We start from the raw sequence: 17,045 nt of genomic DNA, 5'->3' as shown, positions 1-17,045 counted from the left end.
AGTCAATCCCAAAATCAACAATTGGTATAGACTAAATGATTGGTAGTAGTCAATTTTCTTCACAAAACTGATTTCCCCAACGCTTAAATCAGCGCCAAAGCTCTGTTGACATGTGCTAAACTAGATAAAATTCACAATAAAAAAGGAGTGCACAATGGTACAGCAAGTCGATTACCACCTCACCGGTGGCCAAGTCTTAAACGTCTTTAATCAAGAATTTGAGGAAAAGGATCTCTGGATTAAGGGCGAAAAAATTGTCTTTGTCGGTGATAACAAAGACTTAGAGGCCAAAGCCACCATTGATTGCAGTGACCGCTTTCTCGTACCCGGTTTTATCGATGCTCACCTCCATATTGAATCTTCCTTGTTAACCCCGTCTGAATTTGGTCGGCTTTCTCTGGAAAACGGCGTTACTCGCATTTTTGCTGACCCACATGAAATTGCTTCCGTGGCAGGCATTTCAGGCATCCAATATATGCTCGACTCTGCCAAAAAGACACCTCTGCATATCCACTATATGTTGCCCTCTTCCGTGCCAGCGACTCCCTTTGAGCACGCTGGCGCAACACTGGATGCAAATGCTCTCCGTCCCTTCTACCAACACCCAGAAATTGCCGGCTTAGCCGAAGTGATGGATTTTCCAGCAGTTGCTAACGGTCAGACCGACATGTTGAAAAAAATTGCAGATGCAAAAGAGGCCCACCGACACGTCGACGGTCACGGGGCAGGGTTAGGTCCTGTGGAACTAGCCGTCTACCGGTCCTATGGTATCGACACTGACCACGAAGCCACCAGCAAAAAAGAAGCATTAGACCGCGTCAACGCCGGAATGGCCGTCTTCTTGCGTGAAGGAACTGTTGAACGTGACGAGCGCGCCCTCCTCCCTGCCATCACCAAAGCCAACGAGGGTCACTTCGCTTTTGCCACCGATGATAAATCAGCCGCAGACATCCAAAAAGAAGGATCAATCAACTTTAATATCGCCTTAGCTATCAAGAATGGTCTCGCGCCTGAATTGGCCTACACCCTTGCATCTTATAACGGCGCCAATGCCCACCACCTGCAAAATGTTGGGGCATTGGCACCAGGCTTTGAGGCTGATTTGGTCATATTAACCGATCCAAAACAAGTTACTATCGACCAGGTCATGGTTGGTGGCCAATTCTTTAAAAATAGGCAAGAAGATGTCTTGTTGCTTCCCGGTCAACAAATCAATTTGACCTTTGAACAGGCTGATTTAACTCTCCCATTAGATGCCAACAAGCCCGCCCATGTCATTGAAATTGAGCCCCACCACATTACGACACAACACCAGGTCGAAAGCGTACCGGTTAATGGAAATGGGCAATTCGCACCAAACGAAACCTTCGCCAAAGTAGCCGTGATTGAGCGCTACCACGACCTCGGCCACGGTTTGGGGATCATCAAGGGGCTTTCTCTAAAAAAAGGGGCCATCGCTTCCACCATTGCCCACGATTCCCACAACTTGATTGTTGCTGGTGTTAATGATGACGACATGGTTTTGGCAGTTGAAACCCTCAAGGAAATCGGTGGTGGCCAAGTAGTTGTTAAAGATGGCCAGGTGACGACCCTTCCATTACCGATTGGCGGCTTGATGTCTGATCTGCCTTACGAAGAATTAATCCAAAAACAGCAAACCCTAAACGAGGCCTTTGCGGAAATTTCACCGCTAACTTTCGATCCGTTTTTAACCCTTTCGTTCATGGCCTTGCCCGTAATTCCTTCGTTGAAAATTACCGACCAAGGGCTCTTTGACTTTACGCAATTTGCCTTTATTCCAATTCAGGATTAAACTATCTTTCATGCAAGCTATTAATATTACCCCAACCGAATTACTCAACGTTCTTGCCGGCCAAGAAGTCACAACCGATGAAAAAATGACCGGCCAATTTCTCCTGGTTGCCAAGGAAAATCAGGCCCGCCATTTGCCTTCAGCCATGGCGGGGGCTATCGCCGATATTGCTCTTGGCCAAGTCCAGTTACAAACGTTGGTTCACCCAATGAAAATTGCGGTCGACCTCCCCGATTGGACACCCTACCAAATTGAAGAGAGCTTCTTAACCAAGGAACCCCATAACTGGTTTGGTCCCGAAGCGATTGTGATTGAAAAGCGTTTCGACGACTTCACAAAAAAATACGATGGTCCTCGCGATAACCGTGGTGGAATTCCACGAACGGCAATCCCAAACAACATTGCTGAACCGCTCCTCATTGAAGATGCTTACTGGGCCGCCTACAAGACCTTTGTCAACGACCCCGACGGTTCATTTGCCAAACAAATCGTGCCCTTTTTCCAGGAATAATTGGAATAATTGATTAAAAAACGCCGCTCTTGAGAGTGACGTTTTTTTGATGCAGCTCCCCCTCATCTTGCCGAACATGCGTCCCATCAAATTATTTCCAAAATAAGTATCAAAAAAAGCGAAACCACCATCTACTTTGGCAGTTCCGCTTTTTTACTTAGCTTCATTTATCCATCTATTCATCGGTTTTCTTGCTAACGTTGACATGGCGTGGCCGAGCCCCGTCAGCCGGACCAATATAGCCGGCATTTTCAAGGTCGTCAACCAAGCGAGCCGCCCGGTTATAACCAATCCGGAAACGACGTTGGAGCAATGAAGTCGAGACCTTCTGTTGGTCAATCACGAATTCAAGCGCCTCCTCAAACAATTCATCATCCGAGTTACCGCCACCGCCATTTTCATCCTGGGCTACTTCCTCATCAGTGACCGTCATCTTTTCATCATAAACGGCATCTTGTTCACCCTTGACGAAATCAACAATGGCAGTCACATCCTGATTAGAAATAAAGGCGCCCTGCAATCGTTTATGAGCCTTGCCAGGTGGGGCGAAAATCATATCCCCGCGACCAAGTAATTTTTCGGCCCCGTTTGTATCCAAAATCGTCCGCGAATCGATTCCCGATGCCGTTCGAAAAGCAATTCGACCAGGAATATTCGACTTAATCGTTCCGTTAATCACTTTCACGTCGGGCCGCTGGGTCGCGAGAATCATGTGAATACCGGCCGCTCGCGCCTTGGCTCCCAGGCGCGCAATCGAAACTTCAATTTCAGAGCCGACCGTTGCCATCAAATCAGCAAATTCATCGACAACTGCCACAATATAAGGCAGCTTCGTCATGATTGCATTACCGGTTTCCTTGGCATGAGCATTGTTATCTTCTACGGCTGCATTATACTCGCCGATATTTCGCTTACCAAATTGAGCCAGTAGGTCGTAGCGGTTTTCCATCTCATCGACTAACTTTTGTAGCGACTTCGCCGCTTTACGTGGATCAGAAACAACAGGCGTCAGCAAATGTGGAATACCATTGTAAATTGAAAGCTCAACCACCTTGGGGTCTACCATCATCAACTTTACTTCGGACGGCTTGGCCTTTAAGAGCAAAGAAACAATAATACCATTCAGCCCAACTGATTTTCCAGAACCAGTGGATCCAGCAATCAGTAAGTGCGGCATTGCTGATAAGTCCACTGACACAATGTTGCCAGTCACGTCACGGCCCAAAGGAACCGTTAGCAACCCTTGGTCGAAGGTTTTAGACTGTTCAATCATCGAGCGGAAACCAACGACCGCCTGTGTATCGTTGGGCACTTCGATCCCGACATAGGGCTTTCCAGGAATGGGTGCTTCAATTCGAATTGATTTTGCCGCCAAGGCTAAGGCGAGGTCATCCGCCAAATTAGCAATCCGGTTAACCTTGACCCCCTGCCCCGGCTTGAGCTCATACTGAGTAACCGTTGGTCCCAAGGAAACCGAGGATACAGTTGCGTCCACACCAAAGGATTGCAATGTGTCATGGACCAGACGAGATTTTGCATTCAAACCTTGGGCTTCCTTGGTTTGGTCGGTTGGCTGAGTCTTCGTTAAGAGAGAGGTTTGTGGCAACTGATAATCATCGTCGTCCACAGTAGTGGCATTGAGGTGGACGTCTTCATGTTCTTGTGGATTAGTAGCTTGCGCTGGTACAGCCGGGCTTGGCGTTGTCGGTGCCTGCCAGTTAATAGTTGGTTCAACCGGGTCGGCACCCATATTCAGGCTTTCTTCTACTGGCAAATCAGCACCATCACCATCAATATCTTTGGCAGGATCCGGGAAAAATGGATCTGCCGACGGTTCATCTGCCTGTGGTTCCGTTTTACTCAAGCCAAATGGATGGTCACCAAATTCCGTCAAATTCTGTTGCTTCTTCTCAGCCAGCAATTGGCGCTGATCACGCTTTTGACTCTGCTGCTTTTGAAACTCCGCAAAGTTTTCATGAGCCTTAACAACACCTTTTTGTGCCAGGTCACGCGCAGGTAAACGGAAAGTGACAATCACACCTGCAAGGTACAAAACAACGATAATAATTGCCGCACCAACGTTTGATAAGAGGGTAAAGGTTATTTGGTATAAAAGGGCTCCTAACATACCAGCTCCAACCGGTGTTCCAGCGGATTGGTTAGTCATATCTTGACCGATCAATCGAATTACTTGAGAAGCATAACCACCGCCTGGCAATTCGTTCTGTGTGAAGAAAAGCATCGATGACAACAAGACTGTTGCCAGATAGATCATCGCCACTCCGACATATATGCGACCGGGAATGGGATAACTTTTATCCATCACCAAATAAACCGCAGCCCAAGCAATCAGCGGCAACAAAGTAATTTGGTAAAGGTTTCCAAAGAAAAAACGCACCATATCGGCCAAATAAATGCCAAAAAGTCCTAATTGAAAAATTGCAAAAATTGATAATAAGATAATCATCAGTAGGCCAACAATTTGGCCAGCAGTACCTGCCCGACTTACTTTCTTTTTCTTTTGACTACGACGTTTCGTCTGCTTAGCCATGAGGGTTCTCCTTTGCCTCAGACCATTTAAACGGTCTAAAAATGTCTAGTTTACTCCTTCTATCTTAGCACAGTCGACTCTGTCACTCCTAGTGTTTTCAGTACCGAAAACACGGACTTTATCCGTGGCCGTCTAGACCATTTTTCTAATTTCTCCTTTACCTATGATTGTCGTCCATGATAAACTAATTCCAACGCAAAATGTTGAAATTGGAAAGGTTTATATATTCCATCTAATTTTGATGTTAATTACTAGAGAATAGGCGTTTTATAGTCATCATTTTATAAATAAATATAAATTGGTACTGTTTATTTTTAACAAACATTCTCACGGATAGCACAGAAAGTAGGAAATTATGTTCACGCACACTCGGAAGTTGCAATACAACGCCAAGCCTGACCGTCCGGACCCATTAATGGCCCGTCGACTTCAAGAGGCCTTGGGTGGCCAATGGGGCGAAACAACCGGCATGATGTCATACCTTTCACAAGGCTGGTCATCAACTGGCGATGAAAAGTATAAAGACTTACTTTTAGACACCGGAACCGAAGAAATCGGCCACGTGGAAATGATTTCAACAATGATTGGCTATTTACTCGAAGATGCGCCAATTTCTGATGCCGACGTTGCCGGCGACCCACTCAAGGCAGCAACATTATCGGGTATGGACCCCGAACACGCACTCGTTCATGGCTTGAACGCCGGCCTGACGAATCCAAACGGTGCAGCCTGGAATGCCGGCTACGTGACTTCATCTGGTAACTTAGTGGCCGATATGCGTTTCAACGTCGTTCGCGAATCACAGGCCCGTCTGCAAGTTTCTCGTCTCTACAATATGACGGAAGACAAGGGAATCCGTGATATGTTGAAGTTCTTGTTAGCTCGTGAAACACAACACCAACTTCAGTTCATGAAGGCTCAAGAAGAACTAGAAGAAAAGTACGGCGTAATCGTTCCTGGCGATATGGGCGATATCGAGCATTCAGAATTCGCCCACACCATCATGAGCTTCTCCGACGGTACTGGATCAAAGGCCTTTGAAGGCCAGGTAGCCAAGGATGGACACAAGTTCGCCTACCAAGAACATCCTGAAGCCATGGGTGGTGTGCCAGAGGTAAAGCCTGCCGATAAGCGCTTGAAGAACAACCAAGGCTAATTTTCATTACAAACTAAATTTTTCGCCAACTATTGGTGTCCTTTCCTTATATATGCAAGAAGCTGCTCCCCTCTTTGAATCACGAAGAGGAGGGCAGCTTTTTTTGGGGTGAGTTAAAAAATCAGACACCCTCAATAACCGTTTCTTTGTCTTACGGAAAGATGGTTATCCGCTATCGATTGCAACGGCTAATAAACATTTAGATAAGTTGATCGATGAATTGAACGTTAACAATATTACTTTCCACGAGTTGCGCCACACGCATGCTAGTATGCTCTTAATGAATCACAAGATTATCCAGTACATTTCGAAACGACTTGGTCACAAAGATATTAAAACAACGCTTGAAATTTATGCCCACATGATTGACGAATTGAAAGATAGCGAAGTCAATCAATCGATGGAATTTCTTGAAAGTTTTTAAGACAAAAAAGACACCCAAATGGGTGTTTTTTTTACTGCGAATCCTCTGCAAATTTGGCAAAAAGTGCCCTTATCTGCGAATTTTGTTTAGAAAACGATAGATTTTTATATACTTCTATACACGCTACAAACGTTGATATAAAGCCTTATTCAAACAAAAAAGCCATCTAATGCAGTTTTGCACTAGATGACGTTTAGTAGCTCGTGAGAGAATCGAACTCTCGATTCCGCCGTGAAAGGGCAGCGTCTTAGCCACTTGACCAACGAGCCATGGTCAGTTGTTGCTTGATATCTCTATCAAACAACTATATTAGTATAGCAACCATATCTCTAAATTGCAACCCTTTTTTAGAAATTTATTTTAATTTATCTTGTTCGTAGGTATGAATCTTATCTAAGTTCGCAAAATCTTGCTGACGCAAGGCCTCATAGACCACAATCGCAACTGTGTTCGACAAATTCAAAGAACGAATGTGTTCGTCATTTTGTGGAATCCGAATTGCCTTTTCTGGATTTTGACGCATAAAGACTTCAGGCAACCCGGTTGTTTCCTTACCAAAAAGGAAGTAATGATCACCATCGTCTAATGTGTAGTCCGGATCCGTATAGTCCTGATTAGCAAATTTTGAAACCAGGTATAGGTGATCAGTTGGCTTCAAGGTAGCCAAAAAATCAGGTAAGGAGTCGTGCTTGACCAAATCAACATGGTCCCAATAGTCCAAACCAGCTCGCTTAACCGCTTTATCTGAAATATCAAAACCTAGGGGTTCAATTAAATGCAAGACAGCATTCGTACCAGCAGTTGTTCGAGCAATATTTCCCGTATTTGCCGGCATGACCGGCTCAAATAAAACAACGTGATTCGTCATTTCGTTTCTCCCAATTCTTTATCCAATTCTTCCTTAAATAACTTTGAGTTTGTCCGCCACCAGGTATAAAGATGGACAACCAAAACCTTTAAGACGGCGTAGCCAGGGACCGCCAGAATAAAGCCCAGCAGACCAAAAATTTGGCCAGAAGCCAATAATACAACAATCACCGTCACCGGATGGATATCCAAGGCATCCCCCAAAATTTTCGGCGTAATGACATGGCCTTCTAGTGGCTGCTCAATCGCCAAGACAATCGCTGCCAAAACGGCCATCTTCACCCCACCGGTGACAAAAGCAACCGCAAACACAGGTATCTGGGCCAAGAAGGAGCCTAAGTAAGGAATCAGATTCAAGACACCAGCCAAGATGGCCAGCAAGATTCCAGAAGGCAAGCCGATCAGTGTATAACCAACGGCAAACATAATCATTACGGACAGCGCTACTCCCAATTGCCCCCGAATATACTTTGCAATCTGTTCTGATAATTCTGCCAAAAGATTTTTCGTTGATGATCGAACTTTGGGCGGCAACTTATCGATGATAAATTCTGGTAAATGAGCACCGTCCACTAGCAAATAATACAAAATGAAAGGTGTTGAAACCAAAACAACACCAACTTCGCTTAAGCGAGCAGCAAAGTAGCCAACACCAGAAATGCTAGCAGCCATGTGCGCTTGCACCCAAGCAATTGCTGTGCGGTTAATTTGGTCATTCGACGTGACTAGAATATTGCGTAACTGATCATACTGCTGCCCTTCAAAAGTCTCTTTAATCCAGTTTTGACCTTCACGCAAGTAACTTGGCCAATGGGTTAATAGTTCCGTTACTTGAACCGTGATTACCCGTGCCAAAAAGGCAATCGCTGCCACCATAATTAGCAAGAAAAGAACAATCACGACCAAGACGATGTGCTTGCGTTTCCAGCCTAACTTCGTTTCTAATTTCGTGACCAAGGGGTTCAATAGGTAGTAAAAGACTCCAGCAATCAAGATAGGTGCTCCAACCGCAGCAACCAAGGACTCAATCGGTCCAAAAATAAAGCGTACCTGGTAGGCTAACCAAATGATTAATAGGACTAAGACCACTGCGGTCAAAGTTTTAAGTCCCTTAACCGATGTCAACCCAATCGATTTTTTTCCATTTTCTTTTGGCATAGTTGCTCCTTTTCATGACATTTCTATTACTAAACATTTTACCATAGCATTGCCTCAAAAAGAGCCTTAGCCACGCTTTCCACCTGGTAATTCTATGGTAACTTAGCCCCTCTCCTTAAAAAATCAGGAATCAACATGTCGTTACTTTTTTAGCTACTCTGTCGAGCCCATTGCAAAAATATGCTACAATAACCCTGATTAGAATATTAAAAAAGGAGTGACACTGAACATGACTGTTCATCACGTACTATTTGGTACTTATACCCGCCAAAGTTCAAAGGGCATTTACGAAGCTGATTTTGACGAAGCAACCGGCCAATTGTCCGATGCGCGCTTGGTTTTTGCTGGCACGAATCCGACCTACTTGGCAATTTCCAAGGAAAACGTTGTTTACGCCGTCGAAAAGCGTGGCGATGAAGCTGGTGTAGTTTCACTCGATAACGCGACTCGCCCAATGTCTGAAATTGGTTTGAATGTAACTGAGGGTTCTGCCCCCGCTTACATTGCCGTTGATGAAGACCGCCAATTAGTCTTTGCCGGCTACTACCACCGCGGTACAGTTGAAGTATATGCCATTCAACCCGATGGTTCCTTAGTCTTAAAAGACACTTGGCATAACAGCGGTTCTGGTCCTCGACCAGAACAAGACAGCTCTCATGTCCACTATGTCAACCTAACACCTGACAACCGTTTGGCTGTTGTTGATTTGGGGACCGATGAAGTCATTACTCTTGCTGTCGACCCTTCCGGCTTGTTGACCGATGTCGATCGCTATAAGGCAGAAGACGGTTTTGGACCACGTCATTTGCGTTTCTCACCTGACGGACAGTATGCTTATGTCCTAGGGGAATTGTCATCTTTGCTTTCCGTGTTGAAGTACGACGCAGAAGACGGCTCATTTGCCCATGTCATGACAATTTCAACAATCCCTTCTGACTGGGATGAACACAATGGTGCTGCTGCTATCCGCTTGACGGAAGACGGCCGCTTCATCTACACGTCAAACCGTGGTCACGATTCTGTTTCTGTCTTCCAAACATCCAACATGGGAGCAGAAATTGAATTAATTCAAACAGTTTCAACTGAAGGCTCATTCCCCCGCGATATGAACTTTGACCCCGCCGAAAAATTCTTGGTTGTCGCTAACCAAAAAACAAATAACGTTTCCGTCTTCTCACGTGACCAAGGAACCGGTGAGTTGACGCTAGTTCAAAAAGACTTCGCCATCCCTGAAGGTGTCCGAGTAAAGTTCGAAGGCTAAAATCAAACTGATTTTTTCAAAGAGTTGCTCTGGCAGCTCTTTTTTTACGTCCTTTTTTATTAAAACCATCGAAAAAAGGCCCTTGCTATCGCAAGGGCCTTCAATAAAAATATTCAATTAACGATCCATGCGCCGTTCAGCATAGCCCAATACGCGCGAAATAGTAAAGGTCAACACGAAATAAATCAATGAGGCAATCACCAGTGGCATAAATGGTTCAAAGGAAGCTCCCTGAACAACGCCCGTTTCATACATTAATTCGCCAACACCAATAACAGAGATAACAGATCCTTCCTTGATGACCGAAACAAATTCATTACCCAAAGCTGGCAAAATTGTTCGGACAGCCTGTGGCAAGATTACTAAGCGCATCGCTTTGGCATGGGAAAGTCCCAAAGACCGGGCAGCTTCTGTTTGCCCCTGATCAACCGATTCAATTCCAGAACGGATGATTTCGGCCACATAAGCAGCAGAATTCAAACCCATTGCCAGTGAACCCGCTACAAAGGCCGATAGGTGTAAGCCAATCGCCTGTGTTCCAAAGAAGACCATAAAGGCCTGGACCAGCAAAGGTGTTCCCCTTATATATTCAACGTAAATATTACCAATCGCCTTCAGGATAAAGACAGATGAAAGCTTCAGGAGGGCAAAGAAAGTTCCCAAAGTGGTCCCAATCAAGACACCAACCACAGCTAAGGCCAAAGTAATGCCAGTTCCTTCAACAAAGTAGTGGCCATACTTTTGCCAATAGGACTTGTCCTTGGAGGCAAACATCTGCTTTTGAGCTTGCTTCTTCCAGCCATCAAACTGACCATTGGTCGTCACTTTATCAATCACCTGGTTAACCTTAGCAACCAAGGCTGGTGAATTCTTAGGAACGGCAATCGACGTCTGTCCCGTGGAATCCGTTGAAAACTTTGGTTCAACCATGGCAAATTTGGGGTTCTGATCCGCATAGGCTTGGGCAATCGTCTTTTCAGCCACGACTCCCGCCACAACCCCTTGTGACAACTGAGAAATCAGGTTGGGATATTTTTGCAGTGAAACAACTGTTGCCCCAGGAATTGTCTTAGCAGCATCTTCCTGGATAGTTTGCGTTTGTGCCCCAATCTTTTGACCGGAGAAGGCTGACAATTCACCACTTTCATACTTGGCTTTGTTTGTTTTCAGCACAATCATCGTCTGCGGTGACTTCAAGTAAACATGGGAAAAGTCGACTTGTGTCTCTCGCTCTGGCGTTGCTGAGAAACCAGAAGCAATCATATCAATCTTTCCGGTCTTCAAAGCACCCAAGAGAGCATCAAAGCCCATGTCTTCAATTTGAATTTTTACGCCTAATTTCTTAGCAATCGCCTTTGCTAAGGAAACATCAAAACCAACGATTTGGTCCTTACCATCGATTTGGCTATGAAATTCATAAGGTGCATAGTCGGCTGACAAGCCAACGACCAACGTTCCCTTCTTTTGAATTCGTTCCAAAGTAGGATCCGTTTCAGCTGCATTCACCTTAGTCGTGAAGGCTGTTGCGGATGCTAGTAAAAGGGGCAAGACTAAGATGGCCAAGGTTAACCAAGTCAGCATTTTTTTGCTAAGTGTTTTGAACATATTCAATCCTTTTGTCAGTCACAGACCAACAGTTTTATTTGTTTGTTATCTGACCATTCATTGCAATGGCTGACATCAAAAAAGAGCTCGCAAAATGGTCAAGCTCTTTTCGCACTTACCTATTCTACCAATAAAAAGCCATAAAAAAAAGCCCACACCAAGTGTGGACTCCCTGTAACAGGTACCTGTAGGCCATGTTTTGTTCCAGTACTTACCAGGGATTAAGCACCTTCAGTAATCATCTATCTAAGCGTTGCCGCCATACCGACCATCATTTCAGTTCACTAGGTCAGCCGCCCCTACCAAAGTTTGGGTTGCCCGCTTGTGGGGTTTACCTCGTCTCAAGTCCTAAATTTTCACCTAGGAATCCGTTTCTATGGCACTTTCAGACCTATTTTGACATAGCAAAGCCGTAGCCATTTCAGCCGCCGTCATGGTTTTCACCATGCCTGGGTTTATTTTTTATCCCAGCACAAACACTACACCCATCGCAGAGTGTGCGAGCATGGACCTTCCTCACATGAGAAATATCATGCGCAATTACTCGGTACCTGCTATTAAACAATTAAACCATTGTTAATCGCAGTAAAATTTTACCACTTTTTAACTTAGTTTGCACCATTTTCTGAACCAAATACAGCTCGTTCCAAATTCGCGACGCGCTTAATGAGATCCAGATTAGTTGGTGTTGCGGTTGACGTTTGAACTGGAGCAGGTGCTGGCACCTCCTCAACGACCGGTGCTGGTGCAACCGGTTGAGCTTCACGAACGTGATCTTCAGCACTCAACTCTTCTTGAGTCTGCTTCAAAGCAGTCTGCAATTGGCCGACTTGTGTCTGCAATTCTTCAATCCGCTTAGTGAAAACACCGTAATCAGAAATGATGTCATCCAAGAAACCATCAACATCATTGGGATCATAGCCAACACCAACGCGCTTTTCCTTAAAAACACGGTTGTAAATATCTTTTTGAGTATACTTTACTTGAGCCACAAGAAACACTCCTTTAAATTCTAATTGAACTAGGCTAATAATACCAGGAAAATCTGGCAGTAGCAAGTTTGACAGTCATGCTAGTAATACTAATGTAATTGTTTCAGATTAAACAAACGTTAACTTTCGCCATTTTATCCAACTTTTTGTCGCTTCTGGATAGATTAAAGCCAGAAAAACACCTAGTACTCAGGATAAAGTCGTCTTAAGACGAATCGATCAGTTTGCTCCGCCTCTTATCTCAGAAATCTCCGCCTCCTCATTGGTCATGCTGATTTTCCTGGTAATCATTGGCAAATTCTTGCAAGTCATCCATACTAACCATTTCCAGTGGATATGGGGACTGCGCCTGAAAATTTAAAATGGCTTGATAATCGTACTGAGATTTTCCCGGAAATTCGGCATCATACAAGAGCACCGCACCATCCGTGTGGTTTAAGACAAATTCCTGATACTGGCGCAATTGATATGGTCCCTGATAGTCTTCCTGATGAACATCGGCGTAAAAATCCACCTGCTGTTTTAAATTAGCCAGCCGCGTCTGGCTCGCCTCCTGCCACTGCGATCCAAAGTGACCAAAGGGTAAAAGTAAAGCAACCTGCAAATTTGGATAATCCCTTTTCAAATCCAGCGCAACTTCAATCGCCCAGGTCTCTACTCCGAGTTGACCGCCTGTAATTACCCATTCCAGACCCAGGTCCAACTGTTCTATCATCTTTTTTTTGATAGCATACTTCAAAACTTGAACCTTGGGATCCTTTTCCTTAAAGACACCCAATTCGTAGGTCCGATAACCCGTCATCCAAATCCGACTCATAGCGGGTGCCGTCCGTCGGATTGCGATTGTTTGACTAGACGATCACCGCCCACTGCTTGAGACTGATTGGGCTGACCTACCCGCTTGCCAACCGACAAATCTGCCAAGTAATCATCAAGCGCCCGCAAATAATCCAGGCTGGGCATCAGACTTGGTTTGACCAAGTAACCTGCTGCTACGACATCGGCATATGGCAATGACCGGTGGCCATTCAGGGCTTGCCAATTGTAAATCAAGTCTGGTGCCGGATACAGGTAGGTTTCATCTCGGAGCGTGAATTTGATGAGGACAAATCCAACGCCTCCCTGGGCCACCACCTCGGATAAGTGGCGGACTTGGTGTTCATGGAAGTTCTTCATTGGAAACGAAGTTTTGTTCTTGGTTTCCTTCGCATCAAAATCAACATAACGGCCTTGATAAACGCCGTTATAATCGGTTGTTGATGGCTGCTGAAAATAGGCTTCCGTGATTTTGGCTGCTGATCGGGCTGGATAATCAACATTGACAATCGTCACCGGTGTCGGTTTCTTATAAATAACGGCAAGATGGTTGGCCAAATAGTATTCATTGGCATCGTTAATCAGGCTCTCTAAAGCCATCCCCCGCCGACCAAAGAGGAGACCCTTTTGTGTCTTCTTGCCACGTTGAATTTGATTTTGCACTTGCTGTCCATCGCCATGGACACCCTTAGGATAATTCACCATCGTGTTTCCTCGAAATTTTAAGTTACGCTTATTTTAACATATTCCATCAATCAGGCAGATTGATGGAAATCTCATAAAACCCCTTGACTTTTTCTCATTTTATTTTAATATAAGATTAATCATTGAGTAAAAGAAGGAGAATTATTATGACGAAAGCAAAAGCAAGCGACCTCGATTTTAATAACTTGGGTTTTGGTTATCATGACCTGCCCTACCGCTATAAGGCCGAATACCACGATGGTCAGTGGCAACCAGGCGAATTGACTACTGATTCAACCCTCCATTTGAGCGAATCAGCTGTCGCCTTGCATTATGGGCAAGAAGTTTTCGAAGGCTTGAAGGCTTACCGGCGTAAGGATGGTGGTGTGAACATCTTCCGCCCTGACCGTAACGCCCATCGAATGCATAACTCAGCAGAACGTTTGTTAATGGCGCCTTATCCAGAAGATAAGTTTGTTGAAGCCGTTAAGGAAGTGGTTAAGGCTAACCAAGATTTCATCCCACCTTACGAATCGGGTGGCTCTTTGTACTTGCGACCATTGTTGCTTTCGACTTCGCCTGAAATCGGTGTCCACCCTGGCCACGACTTCTTGTTCACCATCTTTGCCATGCCAGTTGGTGCCTACTATCCAGGTGGCTTGACGCCAACAGCCTTTGTAACTTCTGAATTTGACCGTGCTGCCCACGGTGGAACCGGACAAGCCAAGGTTGGTGGTAACTATGCCGCTTCGATGTTGCCTGGTGACAACGCCCACAAGGCCGGCTATTCCGATGTTGTTTACTTGGACCCACGCGAACATGAGTATATCGAGGAACTCGGTTCTGCAAACTTCTTTGGTATTACCAAGGATGGCCAATTCAAGACGCCAAAATCACCATCAATTCTCCCTTCTGTTACAAAATACTCCCTCTTGGCCTTGGCCGAAGAAATGGGCATGAATCCGGTGGAGGAAGCAATTTCAATCCATGATTTGGATCAATTTGCCGAAGCTGGGGCCATGGGAACAGCGGCCGTCATTTCACCTGTTGGTTCCATTACCCATGAAGGAAAGAAACATGTCTTTTTCTCAGAAAGTGAAGTTGGCCCAAAGACCCAAGCCCTCTATGACCGCTTGATTGGTATCCAATACGGCGACCAAAAAGGTCCTGAAGGTTGGGTCCAAGACGTCCCTTTGGTCTAATAGCCGATTTTACAACTTAAAAAATCAGGTTAACCAACTAAATCATTTGATGTCCGATAAATCAGAACAAGCCGTGTGGCTCGTTCTGATTTTTTATCTACATAAACCAGCGCTACAAAATAAAAAACAGCCGAATGGCTGGATTCAATTTAACGTTATTTTTGCTCAGTTGTCCGGTTCTGTCACTAATAAAAGTCTGATGATCCGTAATCACCATAGCCTTTGCTGTTGCAAAGTTAACAATTTTCTTATAATGTTTATGTGTTTCTTGTATAGTCAATTTTTTTGATCGTCTAGCAACATTTTTTATAGCAACTACAAAAGCCAGTTCTGATTTCTCAGAACTGGCTTTAAAATTTAACGAGCTATTGGCCACAAACCAAGTAAACTTTATTAAGTGCACTTTGCTTAAAATGCCATTAAATTACGCTGTGCACTTTGAGTTCTGCGCCTTATAATTATTTATTCCCATTCAACCGTTGCAGGTGGCTTAGCGGTAATGTCGTACACGACGCGGTTGATGTGATCCACTTCGTTGACAATTCGTGAAGAAACCTTTTGCAACACATCCCATGGCAAGCGGGCAAAGTCCGCTGTCATACCATCAACAGAAGTGATGGCACGGACAGCAATCGTGTATTCATACGTCCGGTAATCACCCATGACACCAACAGACTTATTGTTTGTCAAGACAGTGAAGTACTGCCAAACATCACCTTCCAAACCAGCCTTGGCGATTTCATCGCGCAAGATAAAGTCGGATTCACGGACAGTTTCCAACCGGTCCTCAGTGATTTCACCCATGATTCGGATACCAAGACCTGGTCCTGGAAATGGTTGACGCCAGACCAACTCGTGATCCATTTGCAACTCTTCACCCAAGGCGCGAACTTCATCCTTGAACAACTTGTTCAAAGGTTCGATCAAAGTAAAGTTCATTTCTTCAGGCAAACCACCAACGTTGTGGTGTGACTTAATTGTTTGGGCCGTATCCGTACCAGATTCAATCACATCCGTATACAACGTTCCCTGGGCCAAGAAGTCAACGTCCTTCAACTTGATGGCTTCATCGTTAAAGACTTCGATAAATTCGTTACCGATAATCTTACGCTTTTGCTCTGGATCAGTAACACCAGCAAGCTTTGACAAGAAACGATCCTGTGCATCGACCTTGATGATGTTCAAACCAAACTTGCCACCCAACATGTCCATCACTTGTTGTGCTTCGTTCTTACGCAACAAACCATGGTCAACAAAGATACAAGTCAATTGGTCGCCGATGGCCTTTTGTAACAAGACACCAACAACAGATGAGTCAACCCCACCAGACAAACCAAGCAAGACCTTCTTGTCACCAACTTCGGCGCGAATCTTTTCGATTTGTTCATCAATGAAACCAGCCATTGTCCAAGAAGCGTCCGCTCCGGCAATATCAATGACAAAGTTCTTAATGATTTCCTTACCGTGTTCAGACAATGTTGTTTCAGAGTGGAATTGAACGCCGTACAGACGGTCATCATCATTAGCAATCGCTGCAATTGGCGTCTTTTCAGAACCGGCAGCCACAACAAAGTTGTCAGGCAACTTTGTAACGTTGTCTGAGTGTGACATCAAGACAACTTGCTCTTCTGGTGTACCAGCAAAGAGCTTGGAAGGGGCAGTCTGCTTGATGACAGTCTGACCGAATTCCCCGTTTCCAGGGTTTGCTTCGACCTTACCACCCAAATGTTGGGCCATCAATTGCATCCCGTAACAAACACCCAAGACTGGAATTCCCAACTTGAATACTTCAGGGTCAATTGGATAAGCATCGTCATCGTAAACTGATTTTGGACCACCCGAAAGGATAATTGCCTTCGGGTTGTATTCCTTAATTTCATCAATCGTCATCTTCGATGACTTCAATTCAGAGAAAACGCCGAGTTCTCGAACGCGTCGCGTAATCAATTGGTTGTATTGGGACCCGTAGTCCAATACTAAGATTTTGTCATTACCTGTGGTCATG

General features: G+C 44.9%; 13 protein-coding genes, 1 tRNA gene, 1 other RNA gene and 1 pseudogene. 6 read left to right on the top strand and 10 right to left on the bottom strand.

Features of this window, described 5'->3' with window-relative positions; genetic code table 11:
- The first annotated feature begins 154 nt into the window (after window positions 1–154).
- Entirely contained in the window at window positions 155–1,813 is a 1,659-nt protein-coding gene (gene ade / locus ACSYSR_RS06170; protein ID WP_489815782.1) for an adenine deaminase, read from the top strand.
- Between the two features lie 10 nt (window positions 1,814–1,823).
- Window positions 1,824–2,324 (top strand): hypothetical protein, encoded by a 501-nt coding sequence (locus tag ACSYSR_RS06165; RefSeq protein WP_489815783.1) that lies wholly within the window; start codon window positions 1,824–1,826, stop codon window positions 2,322–2,324.
- A 175-nt stretch (window positions 2,325–2,499) separates the two neighbouring features.
- Here ACSYSR_RS06165 and ACSYSR_RS06160 read toward each other — a convergent pair whose 3' ends face one another.
- Window positions 2,500–4,875 (bottom strand): FtsK/SpoIIIE family DNA translocase, encoded by a 2,376-nt coding sequence (locus ACSYSR_RS06160; protein ID WP_489815784.1) that lies wholly within the window; start codon window positions 4,873–4,875, stop codon window positions 2,500–2,502.
- 355 nt (window positions 4,876–5,230) lie between these two features.
- Here ACSYSR_RS06160 and ACSYSR_RS06155 point away from each other — a divergent pair, with 355 nt between their 5' ends.
- Window positions 5,231–6,031, top strand: a complete 801-nt coding sequence (locus tag ACSYSR_RS06155) for a manganese catalase (RefSeq protein ID WP_252773764.1) — start codon at window positions 5,231–5,233, stop codon at window positions 6,029–6,031.
- Window positions 6,032–6,179: 148 nt separating this feature from the next.
- A pseudogene (locus ACSYSR_RS06150) lies at window positions 6,180–6,455 on the top strand (tyrosine-type recombinase/integrase); the annotation flags it as partial.
- Between the two features lie 197 nt (window positions 6,456–6,652).
- Here ACSYSR_RS06150 and ACSYSR_RS06145 read toward each other — a convergent pair.
- From ACSYSR_RS06145 to ACSYSR_RS06135, 3 genes are all read right to left on the bottom strand, one after another.
- Window positions 6,653–6,724: transfer RNA gene (locus ACSYSR_RS06145), tRNA-Glu, on the bottom strand.
- An 86-nt stretch (window positions 6,725–6,810) separates the two neighbouring features.
- Window positions 6,811–7,323: a tRNA (cytidine(34)-2'-O)-methyltransferase gene (locus ACSYSR_RS06140; RefSeq protein ID WP_059393471.1), complete on the bottom strand. Its 513-nt coding sequence runs from the start codon at window positions 7,321–7,323 to the stop codon at window positions 6,811–6,813.
- On the bottom strand, window positions 7,320–8,480 hold the full coding sequence (locus tag ACSYSR_RS06135) for an AI-2E family transporter (RefSeq protein WP_489815785.1): 1,161 nt from the start codon (window positions 8,478–8,480) through the stop codon (window positions 7,320–7,322). Before ACSYSR_RS06135 ends, ACSYSR_RS06140 begins: the two co-directional genes overlap by 4 nt.
- 229 nt (window positions 8,481–8,709) lie before the next feature.
- On the opposite strand from ACSYSR_RS06135, the gene ACSYSR_RS06130 reads away from it, so the two are divergent.
- Window positions 8,710–9,741, top strand: coding sequence for a lactonase family protein (locus ACSYSR_RS06130; RefSeq protein ID WP_489815786.1), 1,032 nt, complete (start codon window positions 8,710–8,712; stop codon window positions 9,739–9,741).
- Between the two features lie 117 nt (window positions 9,742–9,858).
- Here the strand turns inward: ACSYSR_RS06130 and ACSYSR_RS06125 are convergent, their stop codons facing one another.
- From ACSYSR_RS06125 to recU, 5 genes are all read right to left on the bottom strand, one after another.
- A complete protein-coding gene (locus ACSYSR_RS06125; RefSeq protein ID WP_489815787.1) occupies window positions 9,859–11,346 on the bottom strand; it encodes an ABC transporter substrate-binding protein/permease in 1,488 nt (495 codons plus the stop codon).
- A gap of 183 nt (window positions 11,347–11,529) precedes the next feature.
- An RNA gene (gene rnpB / locus ACSYSR_RS06120) (RNase P RNA component class B) lies at window positions 11,530–11,898 on the bottom strand.
- A gap of 56 nt (window positions 11,899–11,954) precedes the next feature.
- Window positions 11,955–12,338 carry a DivIVA domain-containing protein gene (locus ACSYSR_RS06115; RefSeq protein WP_489815788.1) on the bottom strand — a complete coding sequence of 128 codons (384 nt, stop codon included), beginning with the start codon at window positions 12,336–12,338 and terminating at the stop codon, window positions 11,955–11,957.
- A gap of 259 nt (window positions 12,339–12,597) precedes the next feature.
- Window positions 12,598–13,155, bottom strand: a complete 558-nt coding sequence (locus ACSYSR_RS06110; protein ID WP_489815789.1) for an SLOG family protein — start codon at window positions 13,153–13,155, stop codon at window positions 12,598–12,600.
- Window positions 13,152–13,859 (bottom strand): Holliday junction resolvase RecU, encoded by a 708-nt coding sequence (gene recU, locus ACSYSR_RS06105; RefSeq protein WP_489815790.1) that lies wholly within the window; start codon window positions 13,857–13,859, stop codon window positions 13,152–13,154. Before recU ends, ACSYSR_RS06110 begins: the two co-directional genes overlap by 4 nt.
- A gap of 146 nt (window positions 13,860–14,005) precedes the next feature.
- Here recU and ACSYSR_RS06100 point away from each other — a divergent pair, with 146 nt between their 5' ends.
- A complete protein-coding gene (locus ACSYSR_RS06100; protein WP_489815791.1) occupies window positions 14,006–15,040 on the top strand; it encodes a branched-chain amino acid aminotransferase in 1,035 nt (344 codons plus the stop codon).
- A 462-nt stretch (window positions 15,041–15,502) separates the two neighbouring features.
- Here the strand turns inward: ACSYSR_RS06100 and guaA are convergent, their stop codons facing one another.
- Window positions 15,503–17,044 (bottom strand): glutamine-hydrolyzing GMP synthase, encoded by a 1,542-nt coding sequence (guaA, locus tag ACSYSR_RS06095; RefSeq protein ID WP_489815792.1) that lies wholly within the window; start codon window positions 17,042–17,044, stop codon window positions 15,503–15,505.
- Window position 17,045: the final 1 nt, after the last annotated feature.

It is taken from the genome of Fructobacillus sp. ESL1096 (genome assembly GCF_058511985.1).
Note: the sequence above shows the minus strand (reverse complement) of the source record. Positions and strands in the feature narration are given on the sequence as shown.

Coding starts and splice junctions, on each gene's coding strand:
- ACSYSR_RS06125 (WP_489815787.1), bottom strand. CDS start 11,346: ATGTTCAAAACACTTAGCAAAAAAATGCTGACTTGGTTAACCTTGGCC.
- ACSYSR_RS06130 (WP_489815786.1), top strand. CDS start 8,710: ATGACTGTTCATCACGTACTATTTGGTACTTATACCCGCCAAAGTTCA.
- recU (WP_489815790.1), bottom strand. CDS start 13,859: ATGGTGAATTATCCTAAGGGTGTCCATGGCGATGGACAGCAAGTGCAA.
- ade (WP_489815782.1), top strand. CDS start 155: ATGGTACAGCAAGTCGATTACCACCTCACCGGTGGCCAAGTCTTAAAC.
- ACSYSR_RS06155 (WP_252773764.1), top strand. CDS start 5,231: ATGTTCACGCACACTCGGAAGTTGCAATACAACGCCAAGCCTGACCGT.
- ACSYSR_RS06165 (WP_489815783.1), top strand. CDS start 1,824: ATGCAAGCTATTAATATTACCCCAACCGAATTACTCAACGTTCTTGCC.
- guaA (WP_489815792.1), bottom strand. CDS start 17,044: ATGACCACAGGTAATGACAAAATCTTAGTATTGGACTACGGGTCCCAA.
- ACSYSR_RS06160 (WP_489815784.1), bottom strand. CDS start 4,875: ATGGCTAAGCAGACGAAACGTCGTAGTCAAAAGAAAAAGAAAGTAAGT.
- ACSYSR_RS06100 (WP_489815791.1), top strand. CDS start 14,006: ATGACGAAAGCAAAAGCAAGCGACCTCGATTTTAATAACTTGGGTTTT.
- ACSYSR_RS06135 (WP_489815785.1), bottom strand. CDS start 8,480: ATGCCAAAAGAAAATGGAAAAAAATCGATTGGGTTGACATCGGTTAAG.
- ACSYSR_RS06110 (WP_489815789.1), bottom strand. CDS start 13,155: ATGAGTCGGATTTGGATGACGGGTTATCGGACCTACGAATTGGGTGTC.
- ACSYSR_RS06140 (WP_059393471.1), bottom strand. CDS start 7,323: ATGACGAATCACGTTGTTTTATTTGAGCCGGTCATGCCGGCAAATACG.